This is a genomic window from Streptomyces sp. NPDC002032, assembly GCF_042890765.1.
Taxonomy (GTDB): Bacteria; Actinomycetota; Actinomycetes; order Streptomycetales; family Streptomycetaceae; genus Streptomyces.
The window spans coordinates 206,466-225,794 of the sequence record NZ_JBIASM010000005.1 but is presented as its reverse complement, the minus strand read 5'-3'; the positions used below and the strand labels follow the sequence as shown (position 1 = coordinate 225,794).

The window sequence follows — 19,329 nt, the reverse complement described above, 5'->3', positions numbered from 1 at the left end:
CGCACCTGACCACGCGAAGGGAACAGCGATGAGCGAACAGCAGCACGACGGCAGCCCGCAGGACGGCGTCTACCGCGTCGTCCTCAACGACGAGGAGCAGTACTCGATCTGGTGGGCCGACCGCGACCTGCCCGCCGGCTGGCACGCCGAGGGCACCGAGGGCACCCGCGAGGAGTGCCTCGCAAAGATCACCGAGCTGTGGACCGACCTGCGCCCCGCGAGCCTGCGCCGCCGGATGGCCGCCGGATCCACGGCCTGACCACCCGGACGTTCGAGCCACCCGGGCCCCCGGGCCCCGGGACGCGGCCGACGCCACCCCGATCCCGATGAAGGAGAGAACGTGAACGACCGTACGCAGTCGGGATCCGCCCCCGGCCGTCTGCTGCTGCCCGGCCTGTTCAGGGCCCAGGCCGCCCGCACCCCCCGGGCCCCCGCCGTCCTGGCCGCCGACGCGGTCGTCTGGACGTACGCCGAACTGGAGCACCACGCCGTCCGCCACGCCGCCGCCCTGCGCGCCGCCGGAGTGGCCCCCGGCGACTTCGTCGGGGTGTGCCTGCCGCGCGGTCCCGAACTGATCGCCGCGCTGCTCGGCGTCTGGTTCGCGGGCGGGGCGTACGTCCCGCTCGATCCCGGCTACCCGCAGGCCCGGCTGGCCCTGGTCCTGGAGGACGCCGGCGCCTCGGTCGTCCTCGCCGGCCACGGCACCGCCGCCCGGCTGCCCGCGGGCACCACCGTCCTGGACGTCGCCGACGCCCCGGACGCCGTGCCCGCCGCCGAGGCCGCCGCGTTCCCGGTGGCGCCCGACCCGGCCCGGCCCGCGTACGTCCTGCACACCTCCGGCTCCACCGGCCGCCCCAAGGGCGTCCTCGTCCCGCACGGCGGCATCGCCAACCGGGTCCGCTGGCTGGCCCACCGCCACAAGCTCGGCGCCACGGACCGGTTCCTGCTCAAGACCACCGTCGGCTTCGACGCCGCGGGCCTGGAGCTGTTCTCGCCGCTGGTCAGCGGGGGAGCGGTGGCCGTGGCCCCGGCGGACGCCGAACGCGATCCGGCCGCGCTGCTGCGCGCCGTGGGCGACCACCGCGTCACCGTCCTCCAGGGCGTCCCGTCCGTGTACCGGCGGCTGGCCGAACAGCCCGGCTGGGAGCGCGCCGGCGCGCTGCGCCTGATCTTCAGCGCGGGCGAGCCGCTGCACGCCGAACTCTGCGCCGCCCTCGCCGAACTGGCCCCGCGCGCCGAGATCTGGAACACCTACGGGCCCACCGAGGCCTCCGTCGACATCACCGAGCACCGCTGGGACCCGGCGCAGCGCACCGGCGCCGTCCCCATCGGCCGGCCCATCGCGAACATGCGAGCCCTGGTCCTGGACCCGGCGGGCCGTCCCGTCCCCGTCGGCGTCCCCGGCGAGCTCCACGCGGGCGGCGTCGGCCTCGCCCTCGGCTACCTGGGCCGCCCCGGCCAGAGCGCCGAGCGCTTCGTGCCCGACCCGTACGGCGTGCCCGGCGAGCGGCTCTACCGCACCGGCGACCGGGTCCGCTGGCAGGCCGACGGCACCCTGGAGTACCTCGGCCGCCTGGACCACCAGGTCAAGGTCAACGGCGTCCGCATCGAGACCGGCGAGGTCGAGGCCGCGCTGGCCGCCCACCCGTGGGTGCGGGCCGCCGTGGCCGGCGCCGTCCCCGACGGCACCGGCGGACACCGCCTCGTCGCCTGGGTCCAGTCCCGCGGCGAGCGGCTGCGCCCCGAGGAACTGCGCACCTTCCTGCGCCGCTCCCTGCCCGACCCGCTGGTCCCGTCCCAGTACGTGGCCGTCGCGGACTTCCCGCTCACCGCCAACGGCAAGATCGACCGCTCGGCGCTGCCCGAGCCGGCCTCCGCCGAGGCCGGGGCGCAGGCGCCGCACGTCCCCGTACGCACCGCCGCCGAGCGGATCGTCGCCGAGCAGTGGGCCGCCCTCCTCGGCATACCTGCCGCCGCGATCGGCGCCACCAACGACTTCTTCCAGCTCGGCGGGGCCTCCCTGCTGCTGAGCCGGCTCGCGCAGGCCCTGTCCGCCGCCTGCGGCGCCCCCGTCGCCCTGCGCGCCCTGTTCACCGCCACCACCGTCGAGGCCCAGGCCGCGCTGCTCGCCGGCGCCCCCGCCCTCACCGGGGGCGGCGCCGCGGCCGACGCCCAGGCCACCGCCGCCGTCGCCGCCGACGACGACACCGTCCGGCCCGTGCCGCGTACCGGCACCGGGCTGCCGCTCTCGCCCGGCCAGCAGGGCCTGTGGCTGATGGACCGGATGCGCCCGGGCAGCGCCGAGTGGAACGCCCCCGTCTTCCTCACCCTGCCCCACCACTACGACGACGCCACCGTCGCCGCGGCCCTGACCGCGCTCGCCGAGCGCCACGAGATCCTGCGCACCCGCTACGTCCTGCGCGCCACCGAGCCCGTCCAGATCGCCGACGCCGAGCCGCGCGTCGAACTGCGCGCCACCCGCGCGGACAGCGCCGCGGCCCGCCACGCCCTGATCGAGGACGAGTTCAGCCGCCCCTTCGACCTGGAGAACGGACCGGTCTGGCGCGCCCTGACCGTCCGCGGCGCCGACTCCCTCCACCTGGTCCTGTCCATCCACCACATCGCCTGCGACGGCTGGTCCTCGGTCGTCCTCGAACGCGACGTCCTGGCCCTCGCCGAGGCCGCGCACCACGGCGGCCGCGCCGCACTCCCCGCCCTGCCCGTCCAGTACGCCGACCACGCCGCCCACCAGCGCCGCCGGCTGGCCGGCGACGGCGCGGCCGGTGAACTGGCCCACTGGAAGCGGGCCCTGGAGGGCGCCGTCCCCGTCGACCTGCCCGCCGACCGGCCCCGTCCGGCCGTCCGCGACGGCATCGGCGCCGCCCACGTGTTCACCGTCCCCGCCCCGCTCGCCGAGCGGGCCGCCGCCTTCGGGCGCGGCCACGGCGCGACCCTCCAGCAGACCCTGCTCACCGTGTTCGGCACCCTCGTCGCCCGGCTCACCGGCCAGTGGGACGTGCCGGTCGGCGTGCCCGTCGCCGGGCGCGAGCGGCCGGAGGTCGCCGATGTCGTCGGCTTCTTCCTCAACACCCTCGTGATGCGCTGCGACGCCCCGGCCGACGCCACCTTCGAGGAGGCGCTGATCCGGGTCCGCGACACCGCCCGCAGCGCCTTCGCCCACCAGGACCTGCCCTTCGACCGGCTCGTCGCCGAGCTCGACGACGCCCGCGACCCCGGCCGCACCCCCCTCTACCAGGTGATGTTCGACCTGCACGAGGAGGGCCGGACCGGCACGGCCACCGCCGAGGACGACATCGAGGCCTTCCGCGGAGCCTGGCGCAGCGCCCGCACCGACCTCACCTTCGTGCTCCAGCGCCAGGGCGACGGCTCCCTGCTCGGCCTCGTCGAGTACGCCACCTCCCTGTTCGACCCGGCCACCGTCGAACGCTTCGCGGCCGGCTGGGTACGGCTGCTGGAGTCGCTGGTCACCGACCCGGGGGTGCGGCTGGACCGGGCCGCCCTGCTGCCCGCCGCCCTGCGCGAGGAGATCCTCGCCCTCGGCCCGGGTGCCCCCGAACCGGGCGCGGACCGCGCGGCCGACGACTGCGTGCACACCGTCGTCTCGGCCGTCGCCCGCGCCACCCCGGGGGAGACCGCCGTCGTCTGCGGCGCGCAGAGCTGGACATACGCCCGCCTGGAGCGGCGCGCCGAGGCCTTCGCGCGGCGGCTGCGCGAACTGGGCGCCGGCCCGGAGAGCACCGTCGCCGTCATGCTGGGCCGCACCCCCGACCTGATCGCCGCCTACCTCGGCATCTGGAAGACCGGCGCCGCCTACGTACCGCTCGACCCGGCCGCGCCCGTCGAACGCCTCGGCTACGTCCTGGACGACGCCGGAGCCCGGCTGCTGGTCTGCGACCTGGCCGGCGCCGCCCGGCTGCGCGGCCACCACGACGGCCCCCGGCTGGCCGTGGACACCGACGAGCGCCTCGCCGCCTTCGACTCGGCCCCCGCGCAGGGCGCCGGTTCCGGCGGCGCGACGCCCCCGGCGACGGTCGCGGCCGCCGCGGCCCTCGCCGCGTGCAGCGATCCCGCCCTGGCCTGCGACGGGCTCGGCGCGTGGACCCGTACCGGGGCCACGGCCGCGGCGGGCGCCGATCCGCTGCGGCTCGCGTACATCATGTACACCTCCGGCTCCACCGGCCGCCCCAAGGGCGTCGCCGTCGAGCACCGCACCCTGCTGGCCATGCTCCGCGCCTCCCGGGCCCACCTGGACTTCGGCCAGGGCCCCGACGACGCCTGGCTGGCCCTGGCCCAGCCCACCTTCGACATCTCCTGCACCGAGCTGCTGATGCCGCTCATCGCCGGCGGCCGGGTCGTCCTGGCCCGGGAGCAGGACCTCGGCGACCACGCCGCGCAGCTGCGCCTCATCGAGGAGCACGGCGTCAGCCACCTCCAGGTCGCCCCGCCGCACTGGCAGATGCTCATCGACGCGGGCCTCGGCCGGCGCCCCCTCGTCGGCCAGACCGGCGGTGAGCCCTGCCCGCCCGCCCTGGCCCGGGAGCTGTCCCGCCGCCTGCTGCGCTTCGTCAACGAGTACGGGCTCACCGAGACCACCATCGCCGCCACCCGCTGGGACGCCCACGACACCGCGCACTCGGTCCCCGTCGGCCGCGCCTACCCGCACGTCACGGCCCGGGTCCTCGACGCCTTCCTGGAGCCCGTCCCCTACGGCACCACCGGCGAACTCTGCGTCGGCGGAGCGGGCCTGGCCCGCGGCTACCACGGCCGCCCCGACCTGACCGCCGCCGCCTTCGTCCCCGACCCGTACGGCGCCCCCGGCGCCCGCCTCTACCGCACCGGCGACCGGGCGAGGATGCTGCCCGACGGCACCCTGGAGTTCGCCGGCCGGGCCGACGGCCAGGCCAAGATCCGCGGCCGCCGCGTGGAGACCGGGGAGGTGCAGGGCGTCCTCGCCGAGCACCCGGGCGTCGCCCAGTGCGCGGTCGTCGTCCACGGCACCGGCCCCACGGCCGCGCTCGTCGGCTACTGGGTCCCGGGAGGCGCCACCCCGCCCGCTGACGGGGAGCTCCTCGACCACTGCGCCCGCCGGCTGCCGGACTACATGGTCCCCGCGCTGCTGGTACCCGTCCCGGAGATCCCGCTCACCCGCCACAACAAGGTCGACGTCCGGGCGCTGCCCGCCCCCGACCTCGCCGCCGCCCTCGCCGACGAGCCGTACACGGCGCCCGAGGGCCCGGTCGAGGAGATCGTCGCCGAGATCTGGGCCGAGGTCCTCGCCGGGGAGGACGGCACCACCCGCCGGATCGGCGCCCGCCAGGGCTTCTTCCGGATCGGCGGCAACTCGGTCCTCGCCGCCCGCGTCATCGCCCGCCTCCACGAGGAGTTCGACGTCGAGATGCCGCTGCGCGCCGTCTTCGAACACCCGACCGTCGCAGGACTCGCCGCCGCCGTCGAAGAGGCCGTGCGCGCCGAGATCGAGACCCTCGACCACGCCGAACTCGCCATCGCCCACAGGGAGTACCAGCCGTGACCGCACCCACCGCACCCACGCAGGAAGAGCTGCGGGCGGAACTGCTGCGCCAGCGGCTCGCCGGACGTGCGGGCCGCACCCCGGGCCGCCACCCGGCCCGCACCGGGATCCCGCGCGCCGACCGGGACGCGCCCCTGGCGCTCTCCGCCGGCCAGCGCCAGCTGTGGTTCCTCCACCAGCTCGACCCGGACAGCCCCGAGTACCTGCTGCCGCTCGCGCACCGGCTGCGCGGCCCCCTCGACGAGAACGCCCTGCGCCGCTCCTTCGACGCCCTGGCGGCCCGGCACGAGATCCTGCGCACCCGCTACCTCCTCGACGGCGGCGAGCCCCGCCAGGTCATCGACCCGGCCGGCCCCGTCGACTACGCCGTCAGCGAGGTCACCGGCGTCGACGAGGCCGGCCGCGACGCGGCGGCGGCCGCCTTCACCCGGGCCCGCGCCACCGAGGTCTTCGACCTGGCCGCCGAAGCCCCGCTGCGGGTCCGCCTGCTGCGCCTGGCCGCCGACGACCACGTCCTGGTCGTCGTCATGCACCACATCGCCTGCGACGCCCTGACCCGGCCGCTGATCCTCGCCGACCTGGCCGCCTGCTACCGGGCCGCCGGGGCCGTCACCGGCCCGCTGGACGGCGTACTGCCCGAGCCCGCCGTCCAGTACGCCGACTACGCCGCCTGGCTGAACGCCCGCCAGTCCGGCCCCACCGCCGAGGCGGCCCTCGACTGGTGGCGCGGACAGCTCGCCGGCACCGAACCGCTCGGCCTGCCCACCGACCGGCCGCGCCCCTCCGTCCGCGGCTGGGAAGGCGCCGTCGCCGAGTTCGACGTGGCCGCCCCCGTCGCCGCCCGGCTGCGCACCCTCGCCGAGCAGGAGGGCGCCACCCTGTTCATGGTGCTGCTCAGCGCCTACCAGGCCCTGCTGGGCCGCTACTGCGGCAAGCGGGACGTCGCCGTCGGCACCGCCGTTTCCGGCCGCACCCGCCCCGAGCTCCAGCAGATGGCCGGCTACGCCTACAACAGCCTCGTGCTGCGCGGCCGCTGGCAGGGCGACCCGGCCTTCCGGGAGCTCCTCGCCGCCAACCGCACCACCGTCCTGGACGCCTTCGACCACCAGGACACCCCCTTCGACAGGATCGCCGACGAGCTGGAGCCCGAGCGGGACCTGTCCACCACCCCGCTCTTCCAGGTGATGTTCGACCTGGCCTCCGGCCACGGCTCCGACAGCCCCGACCTGCCCGGCCTGACCGTCACCCCGGTCGCCGCGAGCGGCCGCATCGCCCGCTTCGATCTCACCCTGCACCTCGCCGAGCGCCCCGACGGCTCCCTGCACGGCGCCCTGGAGTACGCGACCGACCTCTTCGAGGAGGCCACCGCCGAGCGGATCACCGGCCACTACGCGGCCCTGCTCGCGGCCGTCGCCGAACGGCCCGGCGCCCCCCTGTCCGCCCTCGGCTTCCTGGGCGCGGCCGAGCTCGGCCTGCTCCTGGACGGCCCCGCCGAACCGGTCGGCGCCCCCGTGGACGCCGCCGCGCTGCGGCCCGTCGCCCGGACCATCGCCGAGCAGATGGCCGCCACCCCCGGCGCGATCGCCGTCCGGCACGCCTCCGGCGACCTCACGTACGCCGAACTCGACGCCCGCGCCGACCGGTTCGCCCGCCGGCTGGTCGGCCTCGGGGTGCGCCCCGACGAGACCGTCGGCGTCCTGCTGGACCGAGGTCCCGACCTGGTCGCCGCCCTCCTCGGCATCTGGCGCGCCGCCGCCGCCTACGTGCCGATCGACCCGGGCTACCCCGACGAGCGCATCGCCTTCATGCTCGGCGACACCGGCACCCGCCTCGTGATCACCCAGTCCCGGCACGCCGGCCGCTTCGACGGCGCCGAACTCGTCGTCGTCGACGACCCGGCCGAGCGGACCGCCCTGGCCACCGCCGAAGCCGGGCTGCCCGCCGTCCACGACCTCGACCAGCTCGCGTACGTCATCTACACCTCCGGTTCCACCGGCCGCCCCAAGGGCGTCCTCATCGGCCACCGGGGGCTGGCCAACTACCTCACCTGGACGGCCGGCGCCTACGCCACCGCCGGCACCGGCGGCGCCCCGCTGTTCTCCTCCGTCGCCTTCGACCTCGGCGTCCCCGACCTGTACGCCCCCCTGATGACCGGCCAGGCCGTCCACCTGCTCCCGCAGGACTTCGACACCGCCGACCTCGGCACGCTGCTCGCCGAGGGCGGACCGTACGCCTTCATCAAGCTCACCCCCGGCCACCTCGACCTGCTCTCCCAGCAGCTCACCGACGAGCAGGTCCGCGGCCTCGCCGGGCTGGTGATCGCCGCGGGCGACTCCTTCACCCACCGCCTCGCCGAGCGCTGGGCCGCCGCGGCGGGCCCCGACGGCACCCGGCTGGCCGCCGAGTACGGGCCCACCGAGATCACCGTCGGCAACTCGGCGCACTTCCTGCCCGCCGACGGCGCCGCCCACGGGCCGGTCACCACCGAGCTCGTCTCCATCGGCCGCGCCATCCCGAACACCACCATGTACGTCCTGGACGAGGGGCTGCGCCCGCTCCCGCTGGGCGTCCCCGGCGAGGTGTGGATCGGCGGCACCGGCCTGGCCCGCGGCTACGCCGGCCGCCCCGACCTCACCGCCGAACGCTTCCTGCCCGACCCCTACGGCGCCCCCGGGGCCCGCATCTACCGCACCGGCGACCTCGCCCGGGTCCTGCCCGACGGCAGCCTCGACTTCGCCGCCCGCATCGACCACCAGGTCAAACTCCGCGGCTACCGCATCGAACTCGGCGAGGTCGAGACCGCCCTGACCGCGCTGCCCGTCCTCGCCGAGGCCGTCGCCCTGGTCCGCGAGGACACCCCGGGCGACAAGCAGCTCGTCGCCTACGTGGTCCCCGCGCCCGGCGCCGCCGACGACGGCCTCGCCCCCGCCGCCCTGCGCGACGCGCTCGGCGAGGCGCTGCCGGCCTACATGATCCCCTCCGCCTACCTGCGGCTCGACGCCCTCCCGCTGACCGCCAACGGCAAGCTGGACCGGCGCGCCCTGCCCGCCCCCGGCCGCGAGGCCACCACCGTCGGCGAACACGTGGAGGCGCGCGACGCCGCCGAGGCCTCCATCGCCGCGGTCTGGGCCGCCGTCCTCGGCCTGGAGACCGTCGGCGTCCACGACAACTACTTCGACCTCGGCGGGGACTCCATCCGCGCCGTCACCCTCGTCGGCGCCCTGCGCGAGGCCGGCTGGGAGACCAGCGTCCGCGACGTCTTCGAGCACCGTACGGTCGCCAGGCTGCGCGCCGCCCTCGCGGACCAGGCCGGCGACGGCTCGGCGCAGCGCCAGGACGGGCCGGTCGCGCCCTTCGCCCTCATCGGCGAGGAGGACCGGGCCGCGCTGCCCGCACAGGTCACCGACGCCTACCCGGTCTCCCGGATCCAGGCGGGCATGTTCGTCGAGATGCACGGCCGCAGCGGCGAGAACCGCTACCACAACATCACCTCGTTCCGGATCCGCGACGAACTCCCCTTCGACCCGGCGGTGTTCCAGCGGGCGGCCGATCTGATCGTCGAGCGCCACGAGGTGATGCGCACCTCCTTCGCCTTCTCCGGCTACAGCGAACCCCTCCAGCTGGTCCACGCCGTCGGCACGGTCTCCATGCCCTGCCTCTTCGAGGACCTGCGCCACCTGCCGCGCGAGGCCCGCGAGTCCACCCTGTGGTCCTTCGCCGACCGCGACCGCGAGGAGCTCTTCGACCTCGGCGCCGCCCCGCTCATGCGGATGGCCGTCCACCTCGTCGACGACGAGAGCTGGTGGCTGTCCATCACCGAGTGCCACCCCGTCATCGAGGGCTGGAGCTACCACTCCCAGCTGATGGAACTGCTGCGCGCCTACCGCGCGATGCGGGCCGGTGGCGAACCCGACCCGGCTCCGCCCGTCCCGGCCGTGCGCTACGCCGACTTCATCGCGGGCGAGCTGCGCTCCCTCGCCTCCGCCGAGGACCGCGACTACTGGCGCGCGCTCGTCGACGGCCACGAGAAGTTCACCGTCCCGACGGGCTGGGCCGGCGACCCGCACGCCGCCGACGAGCGCTACCGCATCGACCTGGAGATCGGCGCGCTGGAACCGGGCCTGCGCGCCCTGGCCTCCGCCGCCGAGGTCCCGTACAAGAGCGTGCTGCACGCCGCGCACAGCAAGGTCCTCTCCCTGCTGACCCGGGCCCGTACCTTCCGCGGCGGCATGGTCGCCGACGCCCGCCCCGAGGAGGCCGGCGCCGAACGCGTCTCCGGCATGTACCTCAACTCGGTGCCCTTCCCCTACCGCGAGGGCGCGGCGACCTGGGGCGAACTCGCCCGGGAGGTCTTCGCCCGCGAGGTCGAGCTGTGGCCGCACCGCCGCTACCCGATGCCCGCCATGCGGGTGGCGGGCGGCGAGAGCCACCTGATCGACGTGCTCTTCCACTACCTGGACTTCCACCAGGTCGACGTGGAGCTCATCGACATCATGGCCAGCCGCGACGACAGCCCCAACGAGTTCCCGCTCGTCGTCGGCACGCCCGTGCGCGGCCACCTCTCGATCGCCTCCCGCACCCGGACCCTGGCCAAGGCCAACGCCGAGCGGCTCGCCGCCCTCTACAAGGCGGTGCTCGCCGACATGGCCCGCACCGGGGCCGACGGCGACGCCCGCACCGGCTTCCCCACCCCCCAGGAGCACTACCGCCTCACCGCTCCCGCCCTCCCGCACCCCGAGACCCCCCTCGACACCCTCGCGGCGTTCGAGGCGCAGGCCGCGCGCACCCCGTGGGCCACCGCCCTCACCGGCGCCGGAACCCCGCGGTCCGGGACCTCGTACGCCGAGCTGGACGTACGGGCGGGCCAGATCGCCCGGCGCCTGCGCGGCCTCGGCGCGGGCCCCGAGACCCGGGTCGCGGTCCTGCTGGACCGGGGGCCGGAGCTGGTCGCCGCCCTGCTCGGCGTGTGGAAGGCCGGCGCGGCCCAGCTGCCCGTCGACCCCTGCACCCCGGCCGCCACGGCGGCCGCGCTCGGCTTCGACCTGGTCCTCACCCAGGGCGCGTACGCCGACCGGTTCGCCGGTACGACGGAGCCCACGCGGGTGCTGCTCGCCGAGGACGTCTCCCACGAGGGCGAGGGCTGCCCGCTCGGCCTGGACCTCGACCCCGACCGGCTGGCCTACGTCCTGCACACCTCCGGCTCCACCGGCACCCCCAAGGGCGTCGAGATCAGCCACCGTTCCCTCGCCCACTACCTCGACTGGGCGGTACGGGCCTACACGGAGACCGGCTCCGGCGGCGCCCCCTGGTTCACCTCGGTGGGCTTCGACCTGGGCCTGCCCGCCCTGTACGCGCCGCTGACCACCGGGCAGCCGGTCCGGCTGCTGCCGCAGGACTGGCAGCCGCAGGAGTTCGGCCCGCTGCTGATGGCCGGGGCCCCGTACTCCTTCATCGGGCTCACCCCCGGCCACCTGCGGCTCCTGGAGGCGCAACTGAGCGACTCCGAGCTCGGCGGCCTCGCCGGGATCGCGGTCTGCGCCGGCGACGCCTACCCGACGGCGCAGGCCGAACGGGTCGGCGCCCGCATCGCCGCGGCCGGCGGGCGGATGGTGCTCGGCGCCGAGTACGGGCCCACCGAGGCGACCGTCGCCGCCACCTTCGGGCACGTCCGCCCCAACACGCGGCGCACCCTGGTCCCGCTCGGCTCGAACCTGCCCGGCGTGCTGCTGCGCATCCTCGACGACCGGCTCCGGCCGGTGCCCGACGGGATCACCGGCGAGGTGTGGCTCGGCGGCGACGGACTGGCCCGCGGCTACGCGGGGGCGCCCGCCCTGACGGCGGAATCGTTCCTGCCCGATCCGTACGGCCTCCCCGGCACCCGGATCTACCGCACCGGAGACCTCGCCCGGATCCTGCCCGGCGGCACCCTGGAGTTCACCGGCCGCGCCGATGAGCAGGTCAAGGTCCGCGGCCACCGCGTCGAACCCGGCGAGGCCGAGGCGGCCCTGACCGCCGACCCCGCCGTCCGCGAAGCCCTCGTGGTGCCCGTGGACGCCGCCGACGGCGGCAAACGGCTCGCCGCCTGGGTGGTCCCCGCCGACGGACACTCCGTCGCGGTCCCCGCCCTGCGCGACCGGCTGCGCACCGTCCTGCCCGCCGCCGCCATCCCCGCCTCCGTCACCGTCGTCGACCGGCTCCCGCTCACCGCCAACGGCAAGCGGGACAAGGCCGCCCTGGCCTCCCGCGAGGCCACCGCCACCCCGCTGCCGTACACCGCCCCGCGCACCGACCTGGAGAAGGTCCTCGCCGAGATCTGGGCCGAGGTCCTCGGCCTCGAACAGGTCGGCGTGCACGACGACTTCCGCGACCTCGGCGGCGACTCGCTGCTCGTCGCCCCGCTGCTCGTCGCGGCCCGCTCGCACGGGCTCACCCTCGACCTCGCCACCGCGCTGCGCAACCACACGGTCGCGCAGACCGCCGCCGCACTCGAAGACGGCGCAGACCACCCCGAGAAGGGCTGATCCGATGGACCCGCTGCACACCCACGACCGGCACACACGACGCCCGGCGCGCCACCTCATCTCCATCGACGACCTCACCGACCGGGACCTGCACCGCATCGTCGCCCGCGGCGCCGAGTTCTCGGCGGGCACCGCCACCGGCTCCCGCGCCCTGGACGGCCTGGTCGCCGGCGTCTACTTCGCCAAGACCTCCACCCGCACCCGCACCGCCTTCTCCGCCGGGGCGCTGCGCGTCGGCGCCCGCATCGTGGCCTACGGGCCCGGCGACCTCCAGCTGAACACCGGCGAGTCCGTCGAGGACACCGGGCGCGTCCTGTCCGGGATGCTCGACGTACTCGTGGCCCGCACGGCCGGCCCCGAGGCCGAACTGCGCGGCTGGGCCGCCCAGGACCGGATGGCCGTCGTCAACGCGATGAGCGCCGAGGAGCACCCCACCCAGGCCCTCACCGACCTCACCACCCTGCTGCGCCACTTCGGCCGCGTCGACGGACTGCGCGTCCTGTACGTCGGCGAGGGCAACAACACCGCGGCCGCGCTGGCCCTCGCCCTGACCCGCTTCCCCTCCGTCCACTTCGAGCTGCGCACGCCGCCCGGCTACGGACTGATCCCCTCCGTCACGGCCCGCGCCCGCGCCCAGGCCGAGCGCACCGGAGCGGTGTTCATCGAGCGGCACGACATGGACGCGCTGCCCGCCGGCTTCGACGTCGTCTACACCACCCGCTGGCAGACCACGGGCACCCGGAAGCCGGACCCGCACTGGCGCGAGATCTTCGCCCCGTTCCAGGTCAACTCCGCGCTGTGGGACACCAGCCCGCGCGCCGTCTTCATGCACGACCTGCCCGCCCACCGGGGCGAGGAGGTCACCGCGGAGGTGCTGGACGGCCCGACGAGCATCGCCTTCGCGCAGGCCGCCAACAAGATGCACAGCGCCATGGCCGTACTGGAGTACACCCACTCCGCCCCGGCGGCGGACACCGCGGACACCGCGGACACCGCGGGCTTCGCCGCGGACATCGACGCCGCGCAGCTCGCCCTGGCCGTACGGTGACCCCCCCGCCGAAAACGGTGACGGACCCGGCGGTGCTCTCCTGGGAGCTCGCCGCCTCCGCCCCCGCGCAGGACGCCCCGCAGCAGGCCGCCCGCCCCGACGGGACCGCGCCGGAGCCCGGCACCCAGGCCGGGGCCGACACCCAGGCCGCTTCCGACGCCGGGGCCTTGGTCCCCGGGGCGCAGGGCGGCGCGGCCCCGGCGGTCGTTCCGCTGCGCCGCAACCGGGACTTCGGCCTGCTCTGGGGCGGGGCCGGGCTCTCGCTCCTGGCCGGCCGGGCCACCGCCGTCGCCTATCCGCTGACCGTCCTGTGGATCACCAGCTCGCCCGGCGACGCCGGCCTGGTCGGCACCGCCCTGCTCCTGCCGCAGCTCCTCGTCCAGCTCCCCGGCGGCGCCCTCGTGGACCGCTGGGACCGGCGCCGGATCATGCTCGGCGCCGGCCTCGGCCAGGCGCTCGTCGCCGGAGCCGTCGCCGCCCTGCTGCTCACCGGCCACGTCTGGCTGTGGGCCCTGCTCGGCGCCGCCTTCGTGGAGGGCACCCTCGGCGTCCTGCACCAGCTCGCCGAGCGGGCCGCGGTCCCCGCCGTGGTCCCCACCGAGCAGCTGCCCGCCGCCCTCACCGGCAACGAGGCCAGGACCCGCGGCGCCGCCATCGCCGGGCAGCCGCTCGGCAGCGGCCTCGTCGCCCTGGGCACGTCCCTGCCGTACGTCGCCGCCCTCATCGGCCAGCTCGCCTCGGTCGCCCTGCTCTTCGGGGTCCGCGGCAAGCTCCAGGCCGAACGCACCGGCCCCCGCCCCGACCTGGTCCAGGACGTCAAGGAGGGGCTCGTCTGGATGTGGCGCCAGCACTTCCTGCGCGCCGTCATGGCCTGCGTGGCCGTCTCCAACGTGCTGTTCCAGGGCCTCAACCTCGCCGTCATGACCGGCATCCAGGAGAACCACGGCTCGCAGTTCCAGATCGGCGTGGTCCTCTCGCTCAGCGGGGCCGGCGGACTCGTCGGCGCCATCAGCGGCGGCTGGTGGGCCACCCGCTTCTCGCTGCGGACCCTGGTCCTCGGCGGACTGGCCGTCTGGACCGCCCTGATGGTGCCCGTCGCGTTCCTGCGCGACCCCTACGCCCTCGGCGCGCTCTTCGCCGCCAGCGGCTACGTCGGCGGCGTGTTCAACGTCGCGGGCGGGGTGTTCATGGTCCGCGTCGCCCCCGACCGGATGCGGGGGAGGGCCAACTCCCTCGCCATGCTGGTCGGCGGCGGCGCCATGGCGGCCGGTCCGGTGGCCGCCGGATTCGCCCTGGAGGCCTTCGGCCCCACCCGTACCGTGCTCGGCCTGAGCGCCGCCATGGGCCTCACCGCGCTCGCCGCGCTGCTCTCGCCCGCCCTGCGCCGCGACCCGCTCGCAAAGGGCGCCCGGACACCCTCGTAACGACTTCCGGGCCCCGCCTGTGACCTGCGCGAACAGCGATATAGGGCAGGTATGGCGGGGCCCGGGAGAGTAAAGCCACCGCACCACCAGATGATCCGTCCGCACCGAGACAGAGCCAGAAGGAGCAAGACCATGCCGTTCAACTCCATGGACCGCCGGAGCGTCCTGCGGACCGCCCTGGGCGCCGCGGGCGCCGCGGCCGCGGTCACCGTCATCGGCGCCGGCCCGGCCGCCGCCCACGGCGGCCGCCACCCGCAGCTGCCCAAGGTCGACGGCCTGGTCGGGGACCGCTGGGCGAGCGAGTTCTGGTACGCGTACGACGAGATGTCGTACTACACGCCGAACGACGAGATGAAGGCCGCCGTCGGCGCGATCACCGCCCCCTTCGGCGGGTTCACCAAGTCCTACGACGCCTGGGCCGCCACCCGCCAGGGCGGCCGCTACCCGCGCAGCTGGATGGAGCTGATCCAGCCCAACCGCGCGCACTTCGAGGTCCTCTCCCGCAACCAGAAGGCCGTCTACGACAAGTTCTACGGCCACGACCCCAAGGGCCTGGTCTTCGCCTTCCAGGAGTTCGGCCAGGGCACCCTGTTCGACCCGCGCCGCCCGGCCGGCAACAAGGTCCACATGATGAACTTCACGCCGCCGGACGCCACCCACGCCTACCACCGCTGGCACCCCTTCCTGCAGTCCTTCCAGCTGCTGGGCATCGACCGGTCCTTCTGGGCGCACGTCAACCGCCTCGTCGGCGCGGCCTGGGAGCTCCAGTCCCTCGCCAAGCCGGTCACCGACGCCAACGACAACAAGCACCTGCCGCACCGCACCGTCGACCGCGTCACCGCCAAGTGGCTCCGCCGCTCCACGGACCGCGTCAACCAGGCCTTCGACGTCTGGCCCTACCCCGTCGACCTCGGCAAGTAAGCCCGCTCGGCCACCCGTTCCACACGACTCAGGAGGATTGGCACACCATGCGTGACACGACCGGATCTTCACCCCGAATCGGCGTCTGGATGGTCGGCGCGCGAGGCTCGGTCGCCACGGCGGCCATCGCCGGCGCCGCCGCCATCGTCGCGGGTGCCGCCTCCCCCGTCGGGTGCGTCACCGAAACGCCCCCGCTTCGTGACGCACCTCTGCCGGCCCTCGCCGACCTCGTGTTCGGCGGCCACGACGTCGTCGACACCCCCCTGTCGGCGAGGGCCGGCCGGCTCGCCGAGGCCGGCGTGCTGCCCCACGCCGTACTGAAGGCGCTGGACACCCCGCTGGCCGCCGCCGAGCTGGAGCTCCGCGACGGATCCGCCCGCCCCGGCGAGTCCCAGTCCCGCACCGCCGCCCGGCTCGCCGAGGACATGGCCGCCTTCCGCGACCGGCACGGCCTGGAGCAGGTCGTCGTCGTCAACGTCTCCTCCACGGAGCCGATGCCCGAGCCCGACCCCGCCTTCCTCAGCCTCGCCGCCCTGGAGGCCGCCCTCGCCGCCGGGTCCCTCACCCTGCCCGTGAGCTCCCTCTACGCCTACGCCGCCTTCACCGCGGGCTGCGCCTACGTCAACTTCACCCCCTCCGCGGGGGCGGCCCTGCCCGCCCTGGAGGAACTCGCCCGGCTGCGCGCCGTCCCGCACGCCGGACGCGACGGGAAGACCGGCGAGACCCTCGTCAAGAGCGCCCTCGCCCCGATGTTCACCCAGCGCGCCCTGCGCCTGCGGTCCTGGTCCGGCACCAACCTGCTCGGCGGCGGCGACGGGGCGACCCTCGCCGACCCGGCGGCGGCCCGCTCCAAGACCGAGTCCAAGCAGCGCAGCCTGGAGGAGACCGTCGGCCACGCCGTCCAGGGGCAGACGCACATCGACAACGTCCCCGAGATGGGGGAGTGGAAGACCGCCTGGGACCACATCTCCTTCGAGGGCTTCCTCGGCGTCCGCATGACCATGCAGTTCACCTGGCAGGGCTGCGACTCCGCGCTCGCCGCCCCGCTGGTCCTGGACCTCGTACGGCTGGCCGCGCTGGCCGTCCGGCGCGGCGAGTCCGGCGCGCTGGCCGCCCTCGGGTTCTTCTTCAAGGACCCGGCCGGCTCCACCGAGCACAACCTCACCCTCCAGTACGAGGCCCTCACCGCGTGGGCCGCGCGGCCGGTCCCGGCCGCCCACGGCAATCCCCTGACGGCGGCCCGGCCGTGACCCCCGCACCGGCCCCCGCCACCCTCCCCGGAGCCGCCCGCCCGGAGGCCGCCGGATCCGCCCGGCCCGCCGGGAGCGCCGCGCCCGTGGGCGAGCCCCTGCGCCTGCCGCCGTTCCCCGGCCGGGCCTTCCGTGCCCGCCGCACCCTGCGCGCCTACGCCGAACTCGTCCGGGCGCCCGCCGCGATCACCGTGCCCGGCGACGTCCTGGCCGGCGCGCTGGCCACCGGACGCGGCAGCGGAGGCCGCACCCTCGGCCTCGCCGCCTCCTCCGTCTGCCTCTACTGGGCGGGCATGGCCCTCAACGACTGGGCCGACCGGGACCTCGACGCCGTGGAACGGCCCGAACGCCCGCTGCCCTCCGGCCGGATCCGGCCCCGGGCGGCCCTGGCCACCGCCGCCGGACTGACCGCCGCGGGCCTCGGCATCGCCGCCCTGGCCGGCGGCCGCCGCACCGCCCTGCGCCGCACCCTGCCCCTGACCGCCGCGGTCTGGGCCTACGACCTCGGCGCCAAGTCCACCCCCCTCGGCCCCGCCGTGATGGCCGCGGCCCGCGCGCTGGACGTCCTGCACGGCGCCGGGCCCGCCCCGGTCCGCCGCGCCCTGCTGCCGGCCGCCGCCGTCGCCGCCCACACCCTGGGCCTGACCCGGCTCAGCCGCCACGAGGTCGACGGCGCCCCGCCCCGCGAGGCGGCCCTCGCCCTCGCCGCCGCCACCGTCGCGGCGGCGGCCACCACCGGGCCCCGCACCGGAGCCGCCCAGAGCGCCGCCCTCGGCCTCTACGCGGCGAGCTACGGCCCCGCCCTCACCCGGGTGCTGCGCGCCCCCGACGCCCCCCGGGTGCGCCGGGCCGTCGGCGCCGGCATCCACGCCCTGCTGCCCCTCCAGGCCGCCCTGGCCGCCCGGGCCGGCGCCCCCCGCGCCGCCGCCGCGCTGGCCACGGCCCTGCCGCTGGTCCGCCGCCTCTCCCGGAAGGTGTCCTCCACATGAGCACCCCGACCGGGCCGCGGTTCTCGTACGGCACCAACGGCCTCGCCGACCACCGGCTGGGCGACGCGCTGCGGCTGCTCGCCGACCTCGGCTACGAGGGCGTCGCGCTGACCCTGGACCACCAGCACCTGGACCCGTACGCCCCCGGCCTCGCCGCCCGCGTCGACGAGGTGCGGCGGGCCCTGGACGCCACCGGCCTGGCCGTCGTCGTCGAAACCGGCGCCCGCTACCTCCTCGACCCCCGCCGCAAGCACCGCCCCACCCTGCTCTCCGCCGAACCGCAGGGCCGCGCCCTGCGCCTGGACCTGCTGCGCCGGGCCGTCGGCATCGGCGCCGAACTGGGCGCCGGAGCCGTGCACTTCTGGAGCGGCACCCCCGACGCCGACACCACCCGTGCGCAGGCCTGGCAGCGGCTGGTCGACGGCTGCGCCGAGACCGTCGCACACGCCGAGGCCGCCGGCATCGACCTCGCCTTCGAACCCGAACCGGGCATGCTCGTCGCCGACCTGGCCGGATACCGCAGGCTGCTGGCCGACCTGGGCCGCCCGGACCGCTTCCGGCTCACCCTGGACCTCGGCCACTGCCGCTGCCTGGAGCCCTACCCCGTCGCCGACTGCGTCGCGCTGGCCGCCGACCGGCTGGCCCACGTACAGATCGAGGACATGCGCCGGGGCACCCACGAGCACCTGCCCTTCGGCGAGGGGGAGATCGACTTCCCGCCGGTCCTCGACGCCCTCACCGCCGCCGGCTACCGCGGGCTCGTCTCCGTCGAACTCCCGCGCCACAGCCACGCCGGGGCCGAGACCGCCCGCCGGAGCATCGCGTTCCTGCGCGCGGCGGCCGCCTCCGGCGCGTCCCGCCCCGCCCGCCCGCAGCAAGAGCCGAAGAAGGAGGCCGTACCGGCATGACCGCTCCCACCCTCGCCCCGCCCGCCCCGCCCGCCCCGGTGGCGCCCGCCACCTCCGCCGACCTCGCCGTGCACGACGCGCTGACCCTGCGCACCCTGGAGGAGTCCCTGCGCTCCGTCCTCGACCAGGAACACCGGGTCCGGCTCACCGCCGACACCGCCGCCGTGGCGGCGTCCGGCCCCGCCGCCCTGGACCGCCGCTTCCCCGCCGCCGGACGCGACTACGGCCGCGGCCCGCTGCCCGGCTGGGCCGACTGGGCCGTCGAGGACGCCGTCCGCACCGTGCTCCTGCTCGCCCTGACCCGCTACGGCACCACCGGCGCGGCCCTCGCCCGGGAAGCCGGCGAGCGCTACGCCCACGGGGACGCCGCCGAGCGCCGCGGCGTCCTGCGCGCCCTGCCGTTCCTCCCGGTCGGCGGCCGCGCGGTGCACCTGACCGACGACGCCGTGCGGACCAACGACAACCGGCTCATCGCCGCCGCCCTCGGCCCCTACGCCGGCGCCCACCTCGACCAGTACCGCTGGCGCCAGGCCGTCCTCAAGTGCCTGTTCACCGGTATCCCGCTGGCCAAGGTCGCCGGACTGCACGAGCGCCGCGACGCCGAACTGGCGCGGATGGCCCACGGGTTCGCCGCCGAGCGGCGCGCCGCCGACCGCACCGTGCCGGCCGACCTGTGGGCCGTAGCCACCCTCGACCACTGACGCCACCACCCACCCC

General features: G+C 76.3%; 10 protein-coding genes. All 10 read left to right on the top strand.

The genetic code is table 11. From position 1 onward, the window contains the following. The first annotated feature begins 28 nt into the window (after nucleotides 1–28). The 10 genes from ACFYYT_RS15015 (at nucleotide 29) to ACFYYT_RS14970 (ending at nucleotide 19,313) form a co-directional block, all read left to right on the top strand. The gene (locus ACFYYT_RS15015) at nucleotides 29–259 is read left to right on the top strand and encodes an MbtH family NRPS accessory protein (RefSeq protein WP_351815136.1); all 231 of its coding nucleotides are present in this window, start codon (nucleotides 29–31) and stop codon (nucleotides 257–259) included. Nucleotides 260–340: 81 nt separating this feature from the next. Then, nucleotides 341–5,551, top strand: coding sequence for an amino acid adenylation domain-containing protein (locus tag ACFYYT_RS15010; RefSeq protein ID WP_351815133.1), 5,211 nt, complete (start codon nucleotides 341–343; stop codon nucleotides 5,549–5,551). Beyond that, the gene (locus ACFYYT_RS15005) at nucleotides 5,548–12,072 is read left to right on the top strand and encodes an amino acid adenylation domain-containing protein (protein WP_351815130.1); all 6,525 of its coding nucleotides are present in this window, start codon (nucleotides 5,548–5,550) and stop codon (nucleotides 12,070–12,072) included. The genes ACFYYT_RS15010 and ACFYYT_RS15005 overlap by 4 nt, the downstream gene beginning before the upstream one ends. Nucleotides 12,073–12,076: 4 nt before the next feature. Then, nucleotides 12,077–13,120: an ornithine carbamoyltransferase gene (locus ACFYYT_RS15000; protein WP_351815128.1), complete on the top strand. Its 1,044-nt coding sequence runs from the start codon at nucleotides 12,077–12,079 to the stop codon at nucleotides 13,118–13,120. 17 nt (nucleotides 13,121–13,137) lie between these two features. Beyond that, on the top strand, nucleotides 13,138–14,544 hold the full coding sequence (locus tag ACFYYT_RS14995; RefSeq protein ID WP_351815125.1) for an MFS transporter: 1,407 nt from the start codon (nucleotides 13,138–13,140) through the stop codon (nucleotides 14,542–14,544). A gap of 132 nt (nucleotides 14,545–14,676) precedes the next feature. Next, nucleotides 14,677–15,465 carry a Tat pathway signal sequence domain protein gene (locus ACFYYT_RS14990; RefSeq protein ID WP_351815123.1) on the top strand — a complete coding sequence of 263 codons (789 nt, stop codon included), beginning with the start codon at nucleotides 14,677–14,679 and terminating at the stop codon, nucleotides 15,463–15,465. 47 nt (nucleotides 15,466–15,512) lie between these two features. Next, nucleotides 15,513–16,715 (top strand): inositol-3-phosphate synthase, encoded by a 1,203-nt coding sequence (locus tag ACFYYT_RS14985; RefSeq protein ID WP_351815120.1) that lies wholly within the window; start codon nucleotides 15,513–15,515, stop codon nucleotides 16,713–16,715. After that, nucleotides 16,712–17,704, top strand: a complete 993-nt coding sequence (locus tag ACFYYT_RS14980; RefSeq protein WP_351815117.1) for an SCO3242 family prenyltransferase — start codon at nucleotides 16,712–16,714, stop codon at nucleotides 17,702–17,704. Before ACFYYT_RS14985 ends, ACFYYT_RS14980 begins: the two co-directional genes overlap by 4 nt. Further along, complete coding sequence (locus ACFYYT_RS14975; protein WP_351815114.1) at nucleotides 17,701–18,612, top strand: sugar phosphate isomerase/epimerase family protein; 912 nt, start codon at nucleotides 17,701–17,703, stop codon at nucleotides 18,610–18,612. The genes ACFYYT_RS14980 and ACFYYT_RS14975 overlap by 4 nt, the downstream gene beginning before the upstream one ends. Continuing rightward, nucleotides 18,609–19,313 (top strand): EboA domain-containing protein, encoded by a 705-nt coding sequence (locus ACFYYT_RS14970; protein ID WP_351815112.1) that lies wholly within the window; start codon nucleotides 18,609–18,611, stop codon nucleotides 19,311–19,313. Before ACFYYT_RS14975 ends, ACFYYT_RS14970 begins: the two co-directional genes overlap by 4 nt. Nucleotides 19,314–19,329 lie beyond the last annotated feature (16 nt).

Excerpts from the sequence above, each read along its gene's own strand:
- ACFYYT_RS15000 (WP_351815128.1), top strand. The coding sequence starts at position 12,077 with ATGGACCCGCTGCACACCCACGACCGGCACACACGACGCCCGGCGCGC.
- ACFYYT_RS14975 (WP_351815114.1), top strand. The coding sequence starts at position 17,701 with ATGAGCACCCCGACCGGGCCGCGGTTCTCGTACGGCACCAACGGCCTC.
- ACFYYT_RS15015 (WP_351815136.1), top strand. The coding sequence starts at position 29 with ATGAGCGAACAGCAGCACGACGGCAGCCCGCAGGACGGCGTCTACCGC.
- ACFYYT_RS14985 (WP_351815120.1), top strand. The coding sequence starts at position 15,513 with ATGCGTGACACGACCGGATCTTCACCCCGAATCGGCGTCTGGATGGTC.
- ACFYYT_RS14970 (WP_351815112.1), top strand. The coding sequence starts at position 18,609 with ATGACCGCTCCCACCCTCGCCCCGCCCGCCCCGCCCGCCCCGGTGGCG.
- ACFYYT_RS14990 (WP_351815123.1), top strand. The coding sequence starts at position 14,677 with ATGCCGTTCAACTCCATGGACCGCCGGAGCGTCCTGCGGACCGCCCTG.